Genomic DNA, 20,876 nt, shown 5'->3' on the forward strand with positions numbered 1-20,876 from the left:
CGATCAAAAAAATAAACGTGGAACACCTACTTTGGGAGCAACCGAATGAAACGTATGTGCACCAGCCTGATGCTTGCGGGATCCTTGCTGGCCGGGGGGCAGGCCATGGCCGAAGGCCTCCTGCAATGGCAGGACAACAGCCTGACTTACCTCTATGGCAAGGACTTCCAGGTCAACCCGCGCATCCAGCAGACCGTCACCTTTGAACACGCTGACGGATGGAAGTACGGGGACAACTTCTTCTTCCTCGACAAGATCTTCTACAACGGTGAAAAGGACTTCAATAACGGTCCGAACACCTACTACGGCGAGTTCCAGCCACGCATCTCGCTGGGCAAGGTTCTCGACCAGAAGATCGAGTTCGGCCCGATCAAAGATGTCCTGCTGGCGATGACTTACGAGTTCGGCGAAGGTGACACCGAGTCCTACCTGATCGGTCCGGGCTTCGACCTGGCCATCCCGGGCTTCGACTACTTTCAGCTGAACTTCTACCAGCGTCACACCGAAGGCTCGCGCGCCGGTGACAACGTCTGGCAGATCACCCCGGTGTGGTCCTACACCGTGCCGGTGGGCAATTCGAATATCCTGATCGACGGCTACATGGACTGGGTGACCGACAACGATTCCAACTCCAAAGGCGACTACCACGCCAACCTGCACTTCAACCCACAGGTCAAATACGACTTGGGCAAGGCGCTGAGTTATGGCGAGAAGCAGTTGTATGTGGGTGTTGAATACGATTACTGGAAAGACAAGTACGGGATCGACGACACCGGTGCGTTCAAGACCAATCAGAGCGTGACCAACTTCCTGGTGAAGTTCCACTTCTGATAAAGATCAAAAGATCGCAGGCTGCGCCAGCTCCTACAGGGGACCGCATTCCCCTGTAGGAGCTGGCCAAGGCTGCGATCTTTTGCTTTAAAGCATCGCTGGCAAGCCAGCTCCCACAGGGATTTGTGTCGTTTATACAATTTGAATCCGCCCCCAAAACCTGTGGGAGCTGGCTTGCCAGCGATTGCCGCACCACCGGGTTCAGGCTGGAACCACCGCTTCGGACAGCCCCAGAAACCGGCACAGCTCCTCACGCTTGGCCAACGCATCCCGCCGCCCCAAATCAATCAGCTCGCTGCAATACCCCGCCTCGAACAGCAGGTAACTCAACACCCCTGCCCCACTCGTCCTGGTCGCACCCGGCCCACGCAAGAACAACCGCAACGCCGCCGGCAATTCCTGGCGATGCCGCGCCGCGATCTCATCGATCGGCTGACTTGGCGAAATCACCAGCACCTCCACTGGCGCCACGCCCAATGCGCGGGTCGGCGTGCCATCGGGCATCAAATGGCTGAACTGGTTCAAGCGCTGAAGCAACTCGATGTCGCTCTCCAGACTGTCAATGAACGTGCTGTTGAGCATGTGCCCGCCGATCTGCGCCAGCGTCGGCTGCTGACCGGTGTAGGTGCGTTCCAGCGGCTGCTGCGGATCAACCCCGCGCGGGTTGCCGCTGACGCCCACCACCAGCACGCGAGTCGCGCCCAGGTGCAGCGCCGGGCTGATCGGCGCCGATTGGCGCACCGCGCCGTCACCGAAATACTCCTCGCCGATCTTCACCGGCGCGAACAGCAACGGAATCGCCGAACTGGCCAACAGATGCTCCACCGACAACTGCGTCGGCACGCCAATGCGCCGATGACGCAGCCACGCATCGATCACGCCGCCGCCCTGATAGAACGTCACCGCTTGCCCCGATTCGTAGCCGAACGCGGTTACCGCCACGGCGCGCAATTGCTTTTGAGCGATGGATTCGGCAATGCCGGGCAGGTGCAGCTTTTCATTGAGCAAATCGCGCAGTGGCGAACTGTTGAGCAGCGCCACCGGCATCTGTCGACCGATGCCGAGCAAGCTATGGCTGACAAACCGACTGGCCTGATGGATCACGCCAGGCCAGTCACTGCGCAGCACGCGATGGCTGCGAAAGCCCTGCCAGAACAGTGTGAGGCGTTCGATGGCGGCGCGAAAATCGGTGGCGCCGCTGGCCAGGCTGACCGCGTTGATCGCCCCGGCCGAAGTGCCGACGATCACTGGAAAAGGGTTGTCCGCGCCCAATGGCAGCAACTCTGCAATCGCCGCCAACACCCCTACCTGATAGGCCGCCCGAGCCCCGCCGCCGGAAAGAATCAAACCTGTGACCGGTTCAGCAGGGCTCATCGCAACACTCCATGGTGCTTAGGGGGATGGGTCAATCAACCGCGTTTGGCGTACAACTTCGGCTCGCCCGGCGGACGGCTCTTGAAGCGGCGATGCGCCCACAGGTATTGCTCGGGGCAGGCCCGCAGCGCGCTCTCGACCCACTGATTGATGCGAATGCAGTCGGCCTCTTCGGTCTCACCGGGGAAACCTTCAAGTGGCGGATGGATGACCATGCGGTAACCGCTGCCGTCGGCCAGGCGCTCCTGAGTGAACGGCACCACCAACGCCTTGCCCAACCGTGCAAACTTGCTGGTCGCGGTCACGGTGGCGGCCTGAATGCCGAACAGCGGCACGAAGATGCTCTGCTTGGCGCCGTAGTCCTGATCCGGTGCATACCAGATCGCCCGACCTGAGCGCAGCAACTTGAGCATGCCGCGCACGTCGTCGCGCTCCACCGCCAGCGAATCGAGATTGTGCCGCTCGCGCCCACGACGCTGAACAAAATCGAACAACGGATTCTTGTGTTCGCGGTACATGCCGTCGATGGTATGTTGCTGGCCGAGCAGCGCCGCGCCGATTTCCAGGGTGGTGAAGTGCGCCGCCATCAGGATCACGCCTTTACCTTCGCGCTGAGCTTGCTGCAAATGCTCAAGACCTTCGATGTGCGCCAGTTTTGCCAGGCGCTCGCGGGACCACCACCAGCTCATCGCCATTTCAAAAAAGGCGATACCGGTTGAGGCAAAGTTTTCCTTGAGCAGACGCTTGCGCTCGGCGGCGGACTTTTCCGGGAAGCACAGTTCCAGATTGCGTTTGGCGATGCGCCGCCGGTCGCCGGCCACGCGATACATCAACGCGCCCAAAACTCGACCGATGGTCAGCAGTGCCGGATACGGCAACTGCACAATCAGCCACAAAAGCCCCAGACCGCACCAGAGCGGCCAGAAGCGTGGAGCAAGAAATGCTTTTCGAAAACGCGGGCGATCCATTAAAGCTTCCGTAAATACAGTGGCCGCGCATTCTACATCGTTCGACCCGGCTTGCGGCTCGCGGGCGTTATCGTTATAAGTCTCGGCACTTTTAGTGACAAGCCGTTGTATGCCGATATGAGCCAAATCCAATCGCCAGACCAAGATCCCGTGTTCCAGTTGAAGGGCAGCATGCTGGCCATTACCGTGCTGGAGCTGTCCCGCAACGATCTCGAAAGCCTTGATCGGCAACTGGCCGCCAAAGTCGCACAGGCGCCAAATTTTTTCAGCAATGCACCGCTGGTCCTGGCGCTGGACAAACTGCCGCCCGGCGAAGGCGCCGTCGATCTGCCAGGGCTGATGCGCATATGCCGTCAACATGGCCTGCGCACCCTGGCGATTCGCGCCAGCCGCATCGAAGACATCGCCGCTGCTATCGCCATCGATATCCCGGTACTGCCGCCGTCCGGCGCCCGTGAACGACCGCTGGAAACCCCGGAAGTCGAAGTCAAAAAGAAGCCGGAAAAACCGCCAGAGCCGACCATCAAACCGACCCGTGTCATCACGACGCCAGTGCGTGGTGGCCAACAGATATATGCCCAGGGTGGCGATCTGGTTGTGGTTTCGTCGGTTAGTCCGGGCGCGGAACTTCTCGCCGATGGCAACATCCATGTATACGGCCCAATGCGTGGCCGTGCGCTGGCCGGCGTGAAGGGCGATACCAAGGCACGGATTTTCTGTCAGCAATTGAGCGCTGAACTGATCTCCATCGCCGGTCATTACAAGGTTTCCGAAGATTTGCGTCGCGACCCCATGTGGGGCTCGGGCGTACAGGTCAGCCTGTCGGGCGACGTGTTGAACATCATTCGGCTTTAACGGATACTGCCGCATTTTCCAAGCATCTCTAAAACGTAGCGAAAACGGCTCAAACGAAGTAGGAAAAAGGCCAAAAGCCAATTCCAGCCAAGGCTGTCCGACTGCAGTAGTTTTCAAGAGATGTTTTTCAGGGGCTAAACAGTCCTTCTTCCTTAGGGGTGAAACACCTTGGCCAAGATTCTCGTGGTTACATCCGGCAAGGGTGGTGTGGGTAAGACCACCACCAGCGCCGCTATCGGTACCGGCCTCGCTCTGCGCGGCCACAAAACAGTGATCGTCGACTTCGACGTGGGCTTGCGTAACCTTGACCTGATCATGGGTTGCGAGCGCCGCGTGGTGTATGACTTCGTCAACGTGGTCAACGGCGAAGCCAACCTGCAACAGGCCCTGATCAAAGACAAGCGCCTGGAAAACCTCTACGTACTGGCCGCCAGTCAGACCCGCGACAAAGACGCGCTGACCGTCGAAGGCGTGGAAAAAGTCCTGATGCAACTCAAGGCAGATTTCGACTTCGTGGTGTGCGACTCCCCGGCGGGCATCGAGAAAGGTGCACACCTGGCCATGTATTTCGCCGACGAAGCGATCATCGTGACCAACCCGGAAGTGTCCTCGGTACGTGACTCCGACCGCATGCTCGGCCTCTTGGCCAGCAAGTCGCGTCGCGCCGAACAAGGCGAAGAGCCGATCAAGGAACACCTGCTGCTGACCCGATACAACCCGCAGCGCGTCAGTGATGGCGAAATGCTGGGCGTCGAAGACGTGAAGGAAATCCTGGCAGTGACCCTGCTGGGTGTCATCCCGGAATCCCAGGCTGTCCTGAAGGCTTCCAACTCGGGTGTCCCGGTTATTCTCGACGACCAGAGCGATGCCGGTCAGGCCTACAGCGATGCCGTTGATCGTCTGCTGGGCAAAGAAAAAGAACATCGTTTCCTCGATGTTACGAAGAAGGGATTCTTCGAGCGCCTGTTTGGAGGTAGGTAATGAACCTTTTTGACTTCTTTCGTGCCAACAAAAAGCCAAGTACCGCCTCGGTAGCGAAAGAGCGTCTACAGATCATCGTGGCGCATGAGCGCGGCCAGCGCAGCACGCCGGATTACTTGCCAGCCTTGCAGAAGGAACTGGTCGACGTGATCCGCAAGTACGTCAACATCGGTAACGACGACGTACATGTTGCACTGGAAAGCCAGGGCAGTTGCTCGATTCTGGAACTCAACATCACCCTGCCTGATCGTTAAGTCGATCCGGTAGTCGCTACGGCGGCTCAGGGCCATTCCGACCCCGGAATGGTTCTGAGCCGCCGTTGGCATTTGTTACGAGGCTGTTTTAATGCCGTTGTCCAACATCCACATCCTCCATCAGGACGCCGCCGTACTGGTGGTCAACAAACCGACCCTGCTGCTCTCGGTGCCCGGCCGCGCCGACGACAACAAGGACTGCCTGATTACCCGCCTGCAGGAAAACGGCTACCCGGAAGCGCGCGTCGTCCACCGTCTGGACTGGGAAACCTCGGGGATCATTCTGCTCGCCCGTGACGCCGACACTCACCGCGAACTGTCGCGCCAGTTTCACGACCGCGAAACCGAAAAGGCCTACACCGCGTTGGCCTGGGGGCAGCCGGAACTGGACAGTGGCAGCATCGACCTGCCGCTGCGCTACGATCCGCCAACCAAGCCACGTCACGTGGTCGATCACGAATTCGGCAAACATGCGCTGACCTTCTGGCGTGTGCTGGAGCGTTGCGGCGACTGGTGTCGCGTGGAGCTGACGCCGATCACCGGCCGTTCGCACCAGTTGCGGGTGCACATGCTGTCGATCGGGCATCCGCTGCTCGGCGACGGTCTCTACGCACACGAGCAAGCGCTCGCCGCCTGGCCACGCCTGTGCCTGCACGCGAGCATGCTCAGCTTCACCCATCCGCAAACCGGCGAACGCCTGCGCTTCGAGTGCCCGGCGCCGTTCTGACAAGCACCGCAAAGCCCCATGTAGGAGCTGCCGCAGGCTGCGATCTTTTGATCTTGTGTTTCGTAAATCAAAAAAAAGATCAAAAGATCGCAGCCTGCGGCAGCTCCTACACGGATCCACTTCAGATTCAATTCCCTGGTCAATGCGTTAAACTCCCGCCCATTGCTGTCTGGAGCTTCTTATGCGCGAAGAGTTGAACCAAGGCCTGATCGACTTCCTCAAGGCCTCCCCTACCCCGTTCCACGCTACCGCCAGCCTGGTGCAACGTCTGGAGGCTGCCGGTTTTGTGCGCCTCGACGAGCGCGAGCCATGGACCACCGAGGCCAACGGCCGCTACTACGTCACCCGCAATGACTCCTCGATTGTCGCGATCAAAATGGGCCGCAACTCGCCGCTGCACGGTGGCATCCGCCTGGTTGGCGCACACACCGACAGCCCGTGCCTGCGGGTCAAGCCGCAACCGGAACTGCAACGCCAGGGCTTCTGGCAACTGGGTGTTGAAGTCTACGGTGGTGCGCTGCTGGCGCCGTGGTTCGACCGTGACCTCTCGCTGGCCGGCCGCGTAACCTTCCGCCGCGACGGCAAAGTCGAAAGCCAGTTGATCGACTTCAAGGCGCCCATCGCGATCATCCCCAACCTGGCCATTCACCTTAACCGTGAAGCCAATATGGGCTGGGCGATCAATGCCCAGACCGAATTGCCGCCGATTCTTGCGCAGTTCGCCGGTGACGAGCGCGTCGACTTCCGTGCCGTGCTCACCGATCAACTGGCGCGCGAACATGGTCTGAACGCCGACGTCGTGCTCGATTACGAGCTGAGTTTCTACGACACGCAGAGTGCTGCAGTCATTGGCCTGAACGGTGACTTTATTGCCGGCGCGCGACTCGACAACCTCCTGTCGTGCTACGCCGGCCTGCAAGCCTTGCTCACTGCCGAAACCGACGAGACCTGCGTGCTGGTCGCCAACGACCACGAAGAAGTCGGCTCCTGCTCGGCCTGCGGTGCCGATGGCCCGATGCTCGAGCAGACCCTGCGTCGTCTGCTGCCCGAAGGTGATGAGTTCGTCCGTACCATTCAGAAATCCCTGCTGGTTTCGGCCGACAACGCCCACGGCGTGCACCCCAATTACGCCGACAAACACGACGCCAACCACGGCCCGAAACTCAACGCCGGCCCGGTGATCAAGGTCAACAGCAACCAGCGCTACGCCACCAACAGCGAAACCGCCGGGTTCTTCCGTCATCTGTGCATGGCTGAAGAAGTACCGGTGCAAAGCTTCGTGGTGCGCAGCGACATGGGCTGCGGCTCGACCATCGGCCCGATCACCGCCAGCCACCTGGGCGTGCGCACCGTCGACATCGGCCTGCCGACGTTCGCCATGCACTCGATCCGCGAACTGTGCGGCAGCCATGACTTGGCGCATCTGGTCAAGGTGCTGAGCGCGTTCTACGCCTGCCGCGATTTGCCCTGACCCACTGTAGGAGCTGCCGAAGGCAGCTCCGACACAGATCAATACCGATCAGCCCAAAGCGGCCTAGACTTACATCATTCATTTCGACAAGGCAGTCACCATGATCTCGATGTCCTCTTTCCACGCCATGCTCATTCCCATCCTGTGCGGAATGATCCTGCTGGCCATCGGCTTCAACTTCCGCGACAAGAACGCGGGTGTGTTCGCGATGTGGATCGGCATGCTGACAATCCTCGCCACCGTGGTCTACAAGATCCTCGCCAAACTCAACGAATAAACCCGCGCCCGGCTCGCATTGCTTTCGGCGGGCTCGTACACTTCAGCGAATCCGCCCGTTGCGAGGTTGACCGCCTAGTGTTTGCTCGTCTGTTTGCTCTGCCCTGTATTTTCCTCATCTGCCTGATGACGTTGCTGCCAGTGGCGCCTGCCCACGCGGTCGGTCTGCCGGGCCTGCTCAACACCAGCAAGGCGCAGCCCGAAGCCCAGGAACCGCTCGGGCAGTCCCTCGACGAAGTCATCAAGTCGCTGGAAAACGACAAGCAACGCGCGCAGTTGCTGACCGATCTGAAGAAACTCCGCGACGCCACGAAAAAAGCCCAGGCCTCACCTGAACAAGGCGTGCTCGGCCTGATTGGCGGCACACTGAGCAATTTCGAGAAACAGTTCTCCGGCGCCGACAGCCCGGTGACGCGCTGGTCCAGCGAGTTCGATCTGGCCAAGGATGAGTTCAAGGCGCTGATACTGCCGGCCAGCGAATGGCTGCCCATCATCTTTGCCTTCGCCATCATTCTGATGGTCTGGAGCCTGCTCGCCGCCGCGCTGATCTGGCTCGGCCATCGCGTACGCATGCGCTTCGGTCTCACCGAAGAACTGCCGCAACACCCCAAGGCCCTCGACATGTTGCGCTTCGCTTTACGCAAACTCGGGCCGTGGCTGATCGCCCTGGTGATCACCGTTTACATGAGCTACGCGCTGCCATCGTCACTGGGCAAAAGCCTGGCGATGCTATTGGCCTATGCGCTGGTGGTCGGCACCTGCTTCTCGGCAATCTGCGTCATCGCCTTTTCCCTGCTCGACGGCCCGCACCGCCATCGCGCGTTGTACATCCTGCGCCATCAGGCGTTTCGGCCGCTGTGGCTGATCGGCAGCTTCGCCGCATTCGGTGAAGCCCTGAGCGACCCGCGACTGGTCGAAGGACTCGGCGTGCATCTGGCGCACACTGCCGCGACCATCGCCAATGTGCTCGCGGCACTGTCGACCGGATTGTTCATCCTGCGTTTCCGCCGGCCGGTAGCGCACCTGATTCGCAACCAGCCGCTGTCCCGCCGCCTGACCCGCCGCGCCCTCAGCGACACCATCGACATCCTCGGCACCTTCTGGTACGTGCCAGCGCTGGTGCTGGTCGGCATATCGCTGTTCGCCACTTTCGTTTCCGCCGGCGACACCAGCACCGCGCTGCGCCAGTCGCTGATTTGCACCGTGCTGCTGGTGTTGTGCATGGTCATAAACGGCCTCGTCCGCCGGCATTCACTCAAACCGCAACGCGGGCCGAAACGCCACGCGCTCTATTCCGAGCGCCTGAAAAACTTCTTCTATACCCTCGCGCATCTGTTTGTGTGGCTGGTATTCATCGAACTCGGCCTGCGTGTCTGGGGCCAGTCGCTGATCGGTTTCGCCGAAGGTGACGGCCATGACATCAGCGTCAAACTGTTCAGCCTGATCGGCACACTGATTTTCTCCTGGCTGATCTGGATCCTCGCCGACACCGCCGTGCACCACGCCCTCACCCGCTCGCGCAAAGGCCTGGCCAACGCACGCGCCCAAACCATGATGCCGCTGATCCGCAACGTGCTGTTCGTGACGATTTTCATCATCGCGCTGATCGTCGCTCTGGCGAACATGGGCATGAACGTCACGCCACTGCTGGCCGGTGCCGGTGTCATCGGTCTGGCCATCGGTTTCGGCGCGCAGTCTCTGGTTGCGGATTTGATCACCGGCCTGTTCATCATCATCGAAGACTCGCTGGCCATCGACGACTACGTCGATGTCGGCGGCCACCTCGGCACCGTCGAAGGCCTGACCATCCGCACCGTACGCCTGCGCGACATCGACGGCATCGTCCACACCATCCCGTTCAGCGAAATCAAAAGCATCAAAAACTACTCGCGGGAATTCGGCTACGCGATCTTCCGCGTCGCCGTGCCGTACAACATGGAAATCGATGACGCGATCAAACTCATGCGCGACGTCGGCCAGAAAATGCGCACCGACCCGCTGCAACGTCGCAACATCTGGTCGCCACTGGAGATTCAAGGCGTGGAAAGTTTCGAGTCCGGCAGTGCGATCCTCCGCGCGCGATTCAAGACTGCGCCGATCAAACAGTGGGAAGTTTCGCGGGCCTTCAACCTGTCGCTCAAACGCCATCTCGACGAAGCCGGACTCGACTTGGCAACGCCGCGCATGAGCGTGCAAGTGATCACACCGGGCGCGGAGTATAAAAAGGAGAACTGAACCCGAATGTGCCCCCCTATTGGCAGGCAGTGCCAATAGGGGGGTATTTTTATTGATCTTTGAAACCGGGTTTACCGTTAGCGGAGCGCCAGTTTTTTACCTCCAAGACAACATTTTCAGGCCCATCCTTGCCTTCCTCTGGGTAGTAAATCAAATCGTGACCAGAAGGATGTTCAACTAGCCTGGAGAACTCAAGAATGGCAGTAATTTGCTGTTTCTCTGTAGAAAACCCGGAATTATATATTTTCTTGACAAACTCAAGAAAGTCTTCCTCTCTCATATCCTGTATCGATTTCATTTCAAAGCCCTTTATGAATTTCAACATGCGCCTTCGGGGTAACAATATTTATGTTGTCAGCATTATATAAATCCCCTCCCTCTGCCAAGCCGACTTTGTGATGTAGTTCGTATTTCACTCTTGCCCCTGCTGTATCGCTAAATCTAACTATCGGGGCTTTGCCCTTTTTCATTTCGTTCAAACTTGTAGCATTAAACAAGTCAGCCAACTTTCCATCATTGAAAACAGTCTTCCAGAACGTCTCTCTAAAAACCCTGAAACTCTTGAACTCTTTCCCCCTCAACTTATCGGCAATCTGCGAAGGAATCGCCGCGCCCTCGCCTTGCGCAGCCGCCTCCAGCCATCTACTCGGAACCGGTTCTCCATAACCGCTGGCAACCCCCGGATCATTCCGACGGTCCCGGAACATGACGTACTGCGGTGGCAGTCCCGATTCCGGCGGAAAAACCAGAATGAAGTCGTCGAAGTGAATGTTGCCCGGGACAGGATAGGTATCGATCCGTCCCTCAATCGGGACGAGATTGCCGCCGAAGTATCGCGGTGGAGCTGATTCTTCGACGGGCAACTGCGTTGAACTGTCAGTCGGCGTTACTGAGGGCGTCCAGACCACGGTTGTTGGCGGAAGGTCAGTAAGCGTGGTGCCGTAGGTGTTTTCCCCGGGGTTATAACCGGCTGCAATCACCCGTACGCCGGAAGGGAGTCTTTTACCGCCGACCGGAACAACGAGCAGTTCCACCAGATTGCTTGTCAATGGCCGGGGACTTAAACGTACGGGTAAATCCAGCAACGCCCTTTCGCTTGCCAGCCTGTGCAGATCCGGTAAAGGCCCGGGTAGCAGGTCCGACAACGGATGGCTGAGCACGAAGCGCTCGGGCAACTCACCATTGCCCAGCGTCGGTGAGTAGATGAACGCACTCACACCCACCATCAGACCCGACGCCGTGCCTGCGGCGAGACCCGACAGGCCGGCAACCGCCGAGCGAATGACGACAGCTAAACCAGCCATCAGATTGTCGGCAATCGCCACTGCGCCACTGGATGTCGCAAAAACCAACTGGGCGTTGGCGACATTGCCCTGAAGGCGCAAGGGAACGCCATGACCCAGACCTGGGCGCTGGTCTTCAATCGAGCGATTGGCCTGTTCGGCATCCTCCAGTCGGCGCTTTTCCTCTGCGAGCCGGCGTGCTTCAGCTTCTGCCTCAAGCGTTGCCCGCTCCTCGGCGAGCTTTCGCTCCCGGGCTTGCGCCGCCAAACGGGCTTGCTCTTCCGCCAGTCGCTTGATTTCATTGGCGGCGGCAATACGCGCTAACTCTTGCGCCATACGGCGCGCTTGATCCTGCGCAGCACGGGCCTGTTCCTCAGCAACCTGCCGAGCATGTTCCGCCGCCAATCGCGCCTGCTCTTGGGCAATCCGCTCAGTCTCTTGCGCTTGTACGACGGCAACAACTTCCCTGAGTCTTGCGGACTGGGTGTTCAGCAACCCGATGCCTTCAACCAGCAACTTGGCGTTAAACAGCGCACTGTAGGCTTGCAACACAGTGACGCCAGAGTTTCGCCGATTCACCTGTGGCAAGCGGCCGCTATTATAAAACCGTTCAACTTGCGCCTGACCGAATCGCTGGATGGCAACATCCTGTGTCGACAACAAAGCCGTGTACTTGCGGGCGATCAGCGAATCTCTAAAGCGCAACTCTCTCGCCAAGGCCTCCAGAGGAGGGAGTGGAATTGAATCGCCTCCGTTTCTGACATGCGCAAGTTCAACTTCAAGTACTTGTGCCAGGTTTCCGGAAACCGACTTGTAAGCATTTTCCAAATCCAGAATTTCACCCAGCGGGGCGAAATCAACATTTCGCCCCGAACCATCCCCCTGCCCTAAATAATGTAAATATTCATCTTGTTTATCCGGACGCACAACAATCGGCGGAAGCGTTATTCCATTACGCTGCATTTATAAATCCTCCATGGACAATAGTTTTCGTCGCGCTGGCCGGTCACCCTCAAACAGCCACTAACGTGACCGGCATCTGGAGAAATTTATGGAAATAAATGTTGTGCAGTGCGGTACATAGTTATCGCCCGCGTTTTTTCTGTCACGCCGGACGGAACTGATAAAGCGGTAGGACGTTTCTCTAATACTCTTTTTCTTCAGCAACTTTGGAAGGTAGCGCAGCGCTTCAATCACCCAAGAGCACTTACCCGCTGGGCGTTTGTCACAGACAGGGAAGCCAAGAACAATAAACAAGGAGAAGCCCGATGCAGCTGACACGCATTGCCCAAGCCGTTTTCATTTCCCTGCTCGCTGGTCACGCCGGTGCTGCCACGCTGGACAGCACCCGCGAACAAATCGCCGCACAAGCCAAACAGCTTGAACCGCAACTGCTGGAAACCCGCCGCGACATCCACGCCCACCCCGAGCTCGGCAACACAGAAAAACGCACCGCCGAGCTGGTCGCCAAACAACTCAAAGCCATGGGCCTGGAAGTGAAAACCGGCGTTGCCCGCACCGGCGTGGTCGCCATCCTCAAGGGCGGCCTGCCCGGCCCGACCGTGGCCTTGCGCGCCGACATGGATGCACTGCCAGTCAAGGAAGTCGCCGACCTGCCATTCGCCTCCAAAGCTAAAGGCACCTACCTCGGCAAAGAAGTCGACGTCATGCACGCGTGCGGCCACGACGCCCACACCGCGATCCTGCTCAGCACAGCGAAAATTCTCACAGGCATGCGCGACACCCTGCCTGGCAGCGTGGTGTTCTATTTCCAACCGGCCGAAGAAGGCCCAAGCGACTTCATTCCCGACGGCAAAAACACCTGGGGCGCGAAAATGATGGTCGAGGAAGGCGTGATGAAATCGCCGAAACCCGACGCCGTCTTCGGCCTGCACGTCTGGGCAGGCATCCCCGCCGGCCAGATCGCCTACCGCCCCGGCGCCACCCTCGCCAGCTCCGATGACCTGCGCATCAAAATCCTCGGCAAACAAACCCACGCCGGCCGCCCGTGGGACGGCATCGACCCGATCACCGTCGGTGCGCAAACCATCGTTGGCCTGCAAACCGTGGTCAGCCGCCGCACCGATATTTCGTCTTATCCGTCGGTGGTCAGCATCGGCACCATCAATGGCGGCACGCGCTACAACATCATCCCCGAATCAGTCGACATGACCGGCACCATCCGCTCGTACGACTACGGCATCCGTCAGAAGCTGCACGCCGACGTACGCCAGACCATCGAGAAAATCGCTGAAAGTGGCGGTGCGAAAGCCGATGTCACCATCATCGAAAAATACGACCCGACGATAAACAACCCGGCGCTGACGGACAAAATGCTGCCGACATTGAAGTGGGCAGCCAGGGATGACGTGGTGAATGCGCCGCTGGTGGGTGGCGCGGAAGACTTCTCGTTCTTCGCCAAAGAAGTGCCGGGATTGTTTGTGTTTCTGGGCGTGACGCCAAAAGATCAGGACATGAGCAAGGCTGCACCGAACCACAATCCGGGGTTCTTTGTGGATGAGTCGGCGTTGGTGGTGGGGGTGAGGACACTGGCCTCGCTGGCGACGGATTATTTGTATGCCAATGCGGGGGCGGGCAAATAAGCTTGAGGTGAATGTGGGGGCGCTTTCGCGAGCAGGCTCGCTCCCACATTTGGACCGTGTGCAGCTTGCCAGAGACTGGTCGGCTGTCACGCCGCCAGCGCTGGCAAACCAGCTCCCACACAAAAGCAAACCCCGCCCTTCGCTTTTCACCACTCAACAGGATGAGCGTTAGCTCGGCTGCAGCTCTTGATCTCAAAGGCCCGTCGGCAGGCTGAGTGGAGGGATTGATCCGGGGGTGGGAGCGAAGCGACCGTTCGACGAAGTCGAACACATCGAGAGGAGGTGCAGCGAAGCAAACCGGAGACGATGCGCCCGGATCAATCCCGGAGCGAAGGAACCCGAGCCACAGCGAGGGCCGAACGTCAGGGTAAAGCCCTTTGCTTCCTTTGGGGCGTTTGCCAAAGGGAGTCGACCGTCAGGGCGAAACCATAAGAGGCCGTTACCGCAGCAACGAATATTCACCCAAAACAGTCAAACAACATCAAACAACATCAACCCCTACGTGAATCGCATCATGTCGCCAAAACTCCAGATCACAATCAATCAACCGCTCATGCTGATCATAATTAACCCGGGCAATCCGCAACCCCGGGCTCCCCACCGACACCCGTAAAGCCGCCGCCGCATCCACCGACAAAGACGTCGGCACAATCTCGAACCGCACTCGCCCATAGTGCAAATCGTAATGCCGCGCATACAACTCGGTAATCGACTGATTCAGATCAAACTCCAGAATCCCCGGAAAAAACTGCGGATTCAGATAATGCTCAACATAAAGCACCAGCCGCCCATCAATCCGCCGCGACCGACAAATCTGAATCACACTCGACAACGCCGGCAGTTGCAACCACGCACACACCGCCGCCGAAGCCGGTTGTAGTCGGGCCGAAATAACCTCGGTCGAAGGTACCCGTCCCTGCGCACTGACCATCGCGTGAAAGTGACTGCGCTGTATCAGGTTGTACGCCAGACGCGGCGGCGAAACGAACCAGCCCCGCCGCTCCTCACGATAAATCTGGCCCTGCGCCTCCAACTGCAACAACGCCTCACGCACAGTTATCCGCGTCGTGCCAAACAACTCACTGAGCTTGCGCTCGGCCGGCAATTTGCTGCCGGGCGCCAAAAGTCCGTGGTCGAGTTGCTCCTGCAACACCTGGCCGATCGCTGTCACCGCTTTTGTTGCCTCATCGCGCATCAACGTTACCTATCTGGACTAGACCAGCACTGTTTCGGGGCAAGACTGCACGACGATCACGCCGTTTCCATGTGCTGCAAGCCTAGGCAGTGCAGATGACCGAGAGATGACAAAACGGCTCAACGGTCGCACTCACGACTTGCAATACATCGGCCAAATCCCTGTCCTCCGGGGCTTTGGGCATGGTCTACGCTTATCGAGCAGCCGCAAAAACCGGGCAAAAAAAAGGCCTGACGCTAGGTCACCGACATCAAAGTGTCATCCAGCCCCCTTAAATTGGCTCAGGTATTGCTGACCTAGACCAACACAAACCGCAATCGCAGCGTTGAACACGACCAAGGAGCTTCGGAATGAAACAGCTTTTCCTGGCAACACTGTTAGGCTCGACCATTGCCATGTGCACCGCCGCCATGGCGGCCGACACCGATCTGAAAACCCTCGAAGCCGCTGCGAAAGCGGAAGGCGCCGTCAACAGCGTCGGCATGCCCGATGACTGGGCCAACTGGAAAGGCACCTGGGAAGACCTGGCCAAAAAATACGGCCTGAAACACATCGACACCGACATGAGTTCGGCTCAGGAAATCGCCAAATTCGCCGCAGAAAAAGACAACGCCAGCGCTGACATCGGCGACGTCGGTGCTGCCTTCGGCCCGATCGCAGTCAAGCAAGGCGTGGTGCAACCCTACAAGCCAAGCACCTGGGATCAAGTCCCGGACTGGGCCAAGGACAAGGACGGCAACTGGGCACTGGCCTACACCGGCACCATCGCCTTCATCGTCAACAAGAAGCTGCTGCACGGTTCCGAAGTGCCAACCAAATGGGCTGACCTCAAGGGCGGCAAATACAAGGTATCCATCGGTGACGTGAGCACCGCCGCACAAGCTGCCAACGGCGTTCTCGCCGCAGCACTGGCCAACGGTGGCGACGAGAAAAACATTCAGCCTGCCCTGTTGCTCTTCGCAGACATCGCCAAGCAAGGTCGTCTGTCGATGGCCAACCCGACCATCGCCACCATGGAAAAAGGCGAGATCGAAGTTGGCGTGGTCTGGGACTTCAACGGCCTGAGCTACAAAGCCAAGATGGCCAACCCGGATGACTACGTGGTGCTGATCCCGTCCGACGGTTCGGTGATTTCCGGCTACACCACCATCATCAACAAGTATGCGAAAAACCCCAACGCCGCCAAGCTGACCCGCGAATACATCTTCAGCGACGCCGGCCAGACCAACCTCGCTCGCGGTAATGCGCGTCCGATCCGTGCCGAACACCTGCAATTGCCGGAAGACGTGAAGGCCAAACTGCTGCCGAACGAGCAGTACAAAAAGGTCACCCCGATCAAGGACGCCGATGCCTGGGAAAAGACCTCGAAAGCTCTGCCGCAGAAGTGGAACGAAGAAGTCATCGTAGAGATGAAATAAGGCGGCTGATCCCTACTGCGTAATCTGTTGAGATCCAAATGTGGGAGCGAGCCTGCTCGCGAAGGCGTTGTGTCAGTCGACATCAATGTTGAATGATCTGGCGCATTCGCGAGCAAGCTCGCTCCCACAGGGGATCCGGGTTGAATTTGAAGTTTCCTGTTTCGCGGAGTTTTTGCCCCTATGAAGCACAACGTCATCCTTGTCGTGCTCGACGGCCTCAGCCATGAAGTCGCGCGCCACGCCATGGGGCATCTGCAGGCTTACGTTGGCGCAGGACGCGCCGCGCTCTATCAGTTGGAGTGCGAGTTGCCGGCCCTGTCCCGACCGCTTTATGAATGCATTCTTACCGGCGTGCCGCCCATCGACAGCGGCATCGTCCACAACAACGTCTCGCGCCTGTCCAGTCAGCGCAGCATTTATCACTACGCCCGCGACGCCGGCCTGAAAACTGCAGCGGCGGCTTATCACTGGGTCAGCGAGCTGTACAACCGCTCGCCATTTGTGGCCGCACGCGACCGTCACACTGACGATCCATCGCTGCCGATCCAGCACGGTCATTTCTACTGGAACGATCACTACCCTGATTCGCACCTGTTCGCCGATGCGGAAAACCTGCGCCTGCGCCACGCGCCGAACTTCCTGCTGATCCATCCGATGAACATCGACGACGCCGGGCACAAGCACGGCCTCGACAGCTCGCAGTACCGCAACAGCGCACGCTCGGCCGACATCATCCTCGCCGACTATTTGCAGGGCTGGCTCGACGCGGGTTATCAGGTGCTGGTGACCGCCGACCATGGCATGAACAACGACCGCTCGCACAACGGCCTGCTGCCGGAAGAACGCCAGGTGCCGCTGTTCGTCCTCGGTGACGCCTTCAGCCTCAACGCAGACGCCGTCCCCAAGCAGACCGAAATCTGCGGCACGGTCTGCGAACTGCTCGGCGTGCCCCACGACAAACCTGTGTGCCGGGAGCTGCTCAAGTGAACGCTATGACTCGCGGCAAATGGCTGGCAGCCCTGTGCCTGGTGCCCTTCGCTTTATTCTTTATCGTATTCGAAATCGCCCCGCTGATCTGGGTGATGATCAACAGCCTGCAATCGGAAGAATTTGGTTGGGGCGTTGAAAACTTCACGAAAATCTTCAGTTCAAAATTCTATTTGCAGGCGATCCAGTACAGCCTCGAGATCAGTTTCTGGTCGAGCGTATTCGGCATCATCATCGCCGTACTGGGTGCGTATTCCCTGCGCCGGGTGGATTCGAAACTACGCAATTTTGTGAATGCCTTCGCCAACATGACCAGCAACTTTGCGGGTGTGCCCCTGGCTTTCGCGTTCATCATCCTGCTCGGTTTCAACGGCAGCATCACGATCATGCTCAAGCAGGCCGGGATCATTGAAGACTTCAACCTGTACTCGAAAACCGGGCTGATCATCCTCTACACCTATTTCCAGATTCCCCTCGGCGTGCTGCTGCTCTACCCGGCTTTCGACGCCTTGCGTGAAGACTGGCGCGAGTCCGCCGCGCTGCTCGGCGCCAACGGCTGGCAGTTCTGGCGCCACATTGGCTTGCCGGTACTGACCCCGGCACTGCTCGGTACTTTCGTGATCCTGCTGGCCAACGCGCTCGGCGCTTATGCCACGGTGTATGCGCTGACGACGGGCAACTTCAACGTGCTGCCGATCCGCATTGCCGCGATGGTTTCCGGCGATATTTCGCTCGATCCGAATCTGGCCAGTGCGCTGGCCGTGGTGCTGGTCGCGCTGATGACCATCGTCACCGTCGTGCATCAACTGCTGTTGAAGAGGAGCTACCATGTCTCGCGTTGAATCCGGCCCGGTCGGCATCTACCACCGCGTCGTGGTCTACCTGCTGTTCGCCATCCTCTTGCTGCCGCTGGTGGGCACGCTGATCTACTCGATTGCCAGCAGTTGGTCGGCGACCATTCTGCCCAGCGGCTTTACCTTCAAGTGGTACATCCAGTTGTGGAGCGACCCGCGTTTCCTCCACGCTTTCGGCCAGTCACTGCTGGTGTGTGTCGGCGCGCTGGTGCTGTCGGTGGTGTTGATCCTGCCGCTGTTGTTCGTGGTGCATTACCACTTCCCGAAACTCGATGCGCTGATGAATATCCTCATCCTGCTGCCCTTCGCGGTGCCGCCAGTGGTGTCGTCCGTGGGCCTGTTGCAACTGTACGGTTCCGGGCCGATGGCAATGGTTGGCACGCCGTGGATTCTGATCGGTTGCTACTTCACCGTGGCGCTGCCGTTCATGTACCGGGCGATTACCAACAACCTGCAAGCGATCAACCTGCGCGACCTGATGGACGCTGCACAACTGCTCGGTGCCAGCACCTTTCAGGCGGCGATTCTGGTGGTACTGCCGAACCTGCGCAAAGGCCTGATGGTGGCGTTGCTGCTGTCGTTCTCGTTCCTGTTCGGTGAGTTCGTGTTTGCCAACATCCTCGTCGGCACCCGCTACGAAACCCTGCAGGTCTATCTGAACAACATGCGCAACAGCAGCGGGCACTTCACCAGTGCGCTGGTTATCTCCTACTTCTTATTCGTGCTGGTCCTGACCTGGATCGCCAACATCTTGAACAAGGACAAAAGCGAATGAGCTATGTCAGCGTCCAACATCTTCAGAAAAGTTATGCGGGCACTACCGTATTCAGCGATATCGACTGCGAAATCAACAAGGGCGAATTCGTCACCCTGCTCGGCCCCTCCGGTTGCGGTAAATCCACCCTGCTGCGTTGCATCGCCGGCCTGACATCGGTCGATGGCGGCAAGATACTGCTCGATGGCGTCGATATCGTGCCACTCAGTCCGCAGAAGCGCGGCATCGGCATGGTGTTCCAGAGCTACGCGCTGTTCCCCAACATGACCGTGGAACAGAACGTCGCGTTCGGCCTGCGCATGCAAAAGGTCAATGCCGACGACAGCCACAAACGGGTTACCGAGGTGTTGAAACTCGTTGAACTGAACGACTTCGCCAGCCGTTATCCGCATCAACTGTCCGGCGGCCAATGTCAGCGCGTTGCCTTGGCCCGCTCGCTGGTGACTCGCCCGCGATTGTTGTTGCTGGATGAACCACTATCGGCACTTGATGCGCGAATTCGCAAACACCTGCGCGAGCAGATTCGCCAGATCCAGCGCGAACTTGGCCTGACCACGATTTTCGTCACACACGATCAGGAAGAAGCGCTGACCATGTCTGACCGGATTTTCCTCATGAATCAGGGAAAAATCGTACAAAGTGGCGATGCTGAAACCCTGTATACGGCACCGGTCGATGTGTTCGCTGCGGGCTTCATCGGTAACTACAACCTGCTCGACGCAGAGCAAGCATCGAAGCTGTTGCAGCGCCCGATCAATCACCGCATCGCCATTCGCCCGGAGGCCATCGAATTGAGCCTCAACGGCGAGCTCGACGCGCAGATCCGCAGCCACAGCCTGCTTGGCAACGTCATCCGTTATCGCGTTGAAGCACGCGGCGTGGAACTGGTAGTGGACGTGCTCAATCGCTCGGCCGCCGACCTGCATCCCGACGGTCGGCGTCTGGCGCTTTCCATCGATCCGACGGCCCTGTGTGAGGTCGCTTAAAAGCAGCTGCAAGCTTCGAGATACAAGCTTCAAGCTGTAGACTGCGACGCACCTCATTTCCACTCTTGCAGCTCGAAGCTTGTAGCTCGCAGCTGTTCTCGGAGAGAACCGATGGCTTTGGCAATTTTTGATCTGGACGAAACCCTGATTCACGGTGACTGCGCCACCCTCTGGAGCGAGCAGATGGGACGCTTGGGGTGGGTCGACCCCGAGTCGTTCATGCGCAAGAACAACGAACTGATGGATGCCTACAGCCATGGCAAATTGCGCATGGAAGACTACATGGAGTTCAGCCTCGAGCCGTTGATCGGCCGCACGCCGGAAGAGGTCGAGCACCTGGTCGGCCCGTGGGTGGAAGACTTCATCGAGCCGATCATCTTCAGCGACGCGACCAAAACCATCGCCGCCCACCGCAAGGCCGGCGACCGGATTCTGGTGATCTCGGCCTCGGGCACGCACCTGGTCAAACCGATTGCCGATCGATTGGGCATCGACGAAATTCTCGGCATCGAACTGGAAGTCGCGCACGGCGTATACAGCGGCCACACCGTCGGAACCCTGACCTACCGCGAAGGCAAGATCACCCGCTTGCTGGAATGGCTGGATGCTGAAGAAGAAAATCTGGAGGGCGCGAGTTTCTATTCCGACTCACGCAATGACCTTCCGTTGTTGCTGAAGGTGGATTTCCCGCACGTGGTCAACCCGGATCCGGTGTTGCTTGAGCACGCCGAAAAGTCCGGCTGGCCGATCCACATCTGGAAGTAAAAACAAAAGATCGCAGCCTTCGGCAGCTCCTACAGGGC

The 20,876-nt window shown here is 58.8% G+C and carries 20 protein-coding genes; 15 read left to right on the forward strand and 5 right to left on the reverse strand.

Features of this window, described 5'->3' with window-relative positions:
- Window positions 1–45 precede the first annotated feature (45 nt).
- On the forward strand, window positions 46–831 hold the full coding sequence (locus tag JJD74_RS00710; RefSeq protein ID WP_042558422.1) for an outer membrane protein OmpK: 786 nt from the start codon (window positions 46–48) through the stop codon (window positions 829–831).
- A gap of 201 nt (window positions 832–1,032) precedes the next feature.
- Here the strand turns inward: JJD74_RS00710 and JJD74_RS00715 are convergent, their stop codons facing one another.
- Window positions 1,033–2,205 carry a patatin-like phospholipase family protein gene (locus tag JJD74_RS00715; RefSeq protein WP_042558421.1) on the reverse strand — a complete coding sequence of 391 codons (1,173 nt, stop codon included), beginning with the start codon at window positions 2,203–2,205 and terminating at the stop codon, window positions 1,033–1,035.
- Between the two features lie 35 nt (window positions 2,206–2,240).
- Window positions 2,241–3,173 (reverse strand): lipid A biosynthesis lauroyl acyltransferase, encoded by a 933-nt coding sequence (locus JJD74_RS00720; RefSeq protein ID WP_042558420.1) that lies wholly within the window; start codon window positions 3,171–3,173, stop codon window positions 2,241–2,243.
- Window positions 3,174–3,290: 117 nt separating this feature from the next.
- Here JJD74_RS00720 and minC point away from each other — a divergent pair, with 117 nt between their 5' ends.
- The 7 genes from minC (at window position 3,291) to JJD74_RS00755 (ending at window position 9,972) form a co-directional block, all read left to right on the forward strand.
- Complete coding sequence (gene minC / locus JJD74_RS00725; protein ID WP_042558419.1) at window positions 3,291–4,028, forward strand: septum site-determining protein MinC; 738 nt, start codon at window positions 3,291–3,293, stop codon at window positions 4,026–4,028.
- Window positions 4,029–4,196: 168 nt separating this feature from the next.
- Window positions 4,197–5,009, forward strand: coding sequence for a septum site-determining protein MinD (gene minD, locus JJD74_RS00730; RefSeq protein ID WP_042558418.1), 813 nt, complete (start codon window positions 4,197–4,199; stop codon window positions 5,007–5,009).
- On the forward strand, window positions 5,009–5,263 hold the full coding sequence (gene minE / locus JJD74_RS00735) for a cell division topological specificity factor MinE (RefSeq protein WP_003223146.1): 255 nt from the start codon (window positions 5,009–5,011) through the stop codon (window positions 5,261–5,263). The genes minD and minE overlap by 1 nt, the downstream gene beginning before the upstream one ends.
- A gap of 91 nt (window positions 5,264–5,354) precedes the next feature.
- Window positions 5,355–5,990 carry an RluA family pseudouridine synthase gene (locus tag JJD74_RS00740; protein WP_200610665.1) on the forward strand — a complete coding sequence of 212 codons (636 nt, stop codon included), beginning with the start codon at window positions 5,355–5,357 and terminating at the stop codon, window positions 5,988–5,990.
- 181 nt (window positions 5,991–6,171) lie between these two features.
- Window positions 6,172–7,461, forward strand: a complete 1,290-nt coding sequence (locus tag JJD74_RS00745) for a M18 family aminopeptidase (protein ID WP_047300347.1) — start codon at window positions 6,172–6,174, stop codon at window positions 7,459–7,461.
- 100 nt (window positions 7,462–7,561) lie between these two features.
- Window positions 7,562–7,738: a hypothetical protein gene (locus tag JJD74_RS00750; protein WP_162835980.1), complete on the forward strand. Its 177-nt coding sequence runs from the start codon at window positions 7,562–7,564 to the stop codon at window positions 7,736–7,738.
- A gap of 77 nt (window positions 7,739–7,815) precedes the next feature.
- A complete protein-coding gene (locus tag JJD74_RS00755) occupies window positions 7,816–9,972 on the forward strand; it encodes a mechanosensitive ion channel family protein (RefSeq protein ID WP_042558416.1) in 2,157 nt (718 codons plus the stop codon).
- 49 nt (window positions 9,973–10,021) lie between these two features.
- Here JJD74_RS00755 and JJD74_RS00760 read toward each other — a convergent pair whose 3' ends face one another.
- On the reverse strand, window positions 10,022–10,270 hold the full coding sequence (locus JJD74_RS00760; protein WP_080963904.1) for a bacteriocin immunity protein: 249 nt from the start codon (window positions 10,268–10,270) through the stop codon (window positions 10,022–10,024).
- Between the two features lies 1 nt (window position 10,271).
- The gene (locus tag JJD74_RS00765) at window positions 10,272–12,218 is read right to left on the reverse strand and encodes an S-type pyocin domain-containing protein (RefSeq protein ID WP_200610668.1); all 1,947 of its coding nucleotides are present in this window, start codon (window positions 12,216–12,218) and stop codon (window positions 10,272–10,274) included.
- Between the two features lie 305 nt (window positions 12,219–12,523).
- On the opposite strand from JJD74_RS00765, the gene JJD74_RS00770 reads away from it, so the two are divergent.
- Window positions 12,524–13,858 (forward strand): amidohydrolase, encoded by a 1,335-nt coding sequence (locus JJD74_RS00770; protein WP_115148223.1) that lies wholly within the window; start codon window positions 12,524–12,526, stop codon window positions 13,856–13,858.
- A 481-nt stretch (window positions 13,859–14,339) separates the two neighbouring features.
- Here JJD74_RS00770 and JJD74_RS00775 read toward each other — a convergent pair whose 3' ends face one another.
- Window positions 14,340–15,053, reverse strand: coding sequence for a UTRA domain-containing protein (locus tag JJD74_RS00775; protein ID WP_042558413.1), 714 nt, complete (start codon window positions 15,051–15,053; stop codon window positions 14,340–14,342).
- A 350-nt stretch (window positions 15,054–15,403) separates the two neighbouring features.
- On the opposite strand from JJD74_RS00775, the gene JJD74_RS00780 reads away from it, so the two are divergent.
- The 6 genes from JJD74_RS00780 to JJD74_RS00805 all read left to right on the forward strand — a co-directional run bounded on the left by JJD74_RS00780 (window position 15,404) and on the right by JJD74_RS00805 (window position 20,838).
- The gene (locus JJD74_RS00780; protein WP_047300342.1) at window positions 15,404–16,471 is read left to right on the forward strand and encodes an ABC transporter substrate-binding protein; all 1,068 of its coding nucleotides are present in this window, start codon (window positions 15,404–15,406) and stop codon (window positions 16,469–16,471) included.
- 180 nt (window positions 16,472–16,651) lie between these two features.
- Entirely contained in the window at window positions 16,652–17,458 is an 807-nt protein-coding gene (locus JJD74_RS00785; protein ID WP_200610670.1) for an alkaline phosphatase family protein, read from the forward strand.
- A gap of 5 nt (window positions 17,459–17,463) precedes the next feature.
- Window positions 17,464–18,300: an ABC transporter permease gene (locus JJD74_RS00790; protein ID WP_162184598.1), complete on the forward strand. Its 837-nt coding sequence runs from the start codon at window positions 17,464–17,466 to the stop codon at window positions 18,298–18,300.
- Complete coding sequence (locus JJD74_RS00795) at window positions 18,287–19,087, forward strand: ABC transporter permease (RefSeq protein ID WP_042558409.1); 801 nt, start codon at window positions 18,287–18,289, stop codon at window positions 19,085–19,087. The genes JJD74_RS00790 and JJD74_RS00795 overlap by 14 nt, the downstream gene beginning before the upstream one ends.
- Window positions 19,084–20,073, forward strand: a complete 990-nt coding sequence (locus JJD74_RS00800; RefSeq protein WP_042558408.1) for an ABC transporter ATP-binding protein — start codon at window positions 19,084–19,086, stop codon at window positions 20,071–20,073. Before JJD74_RS00795 ends, JJD74_RS00800 begins: the two co-directional genes overlap by 4 nt.
- 111 nt (window positions 20,074–20,184) lie before the next feature.
- Complete coding sequence (locus JJD74_RS00805; RefSeq protein WP_047300339.1) at window positions 20,185–20,838, forward strand: HAD family hydrolase; 654 nt, start codon at window positions 20,185–20,187, stop codon at window positions 20,836–20,838.
- Window positions 20,839–20,876: the final 38 nt, after the last annotated feature.

Origin of the sequence: Pseudomonas sp. MF6776, from assembly GCF_016613125.1 — a bacterium.
In the GTDB taxonomy this organism is placed as follows: Bacteria; Pseudomonadota; Gammaproteobacteria; order Pseudomonadales; family Pseudomonadaceae; genus Aquipseudomonas; species Aquipseudomonas iridis.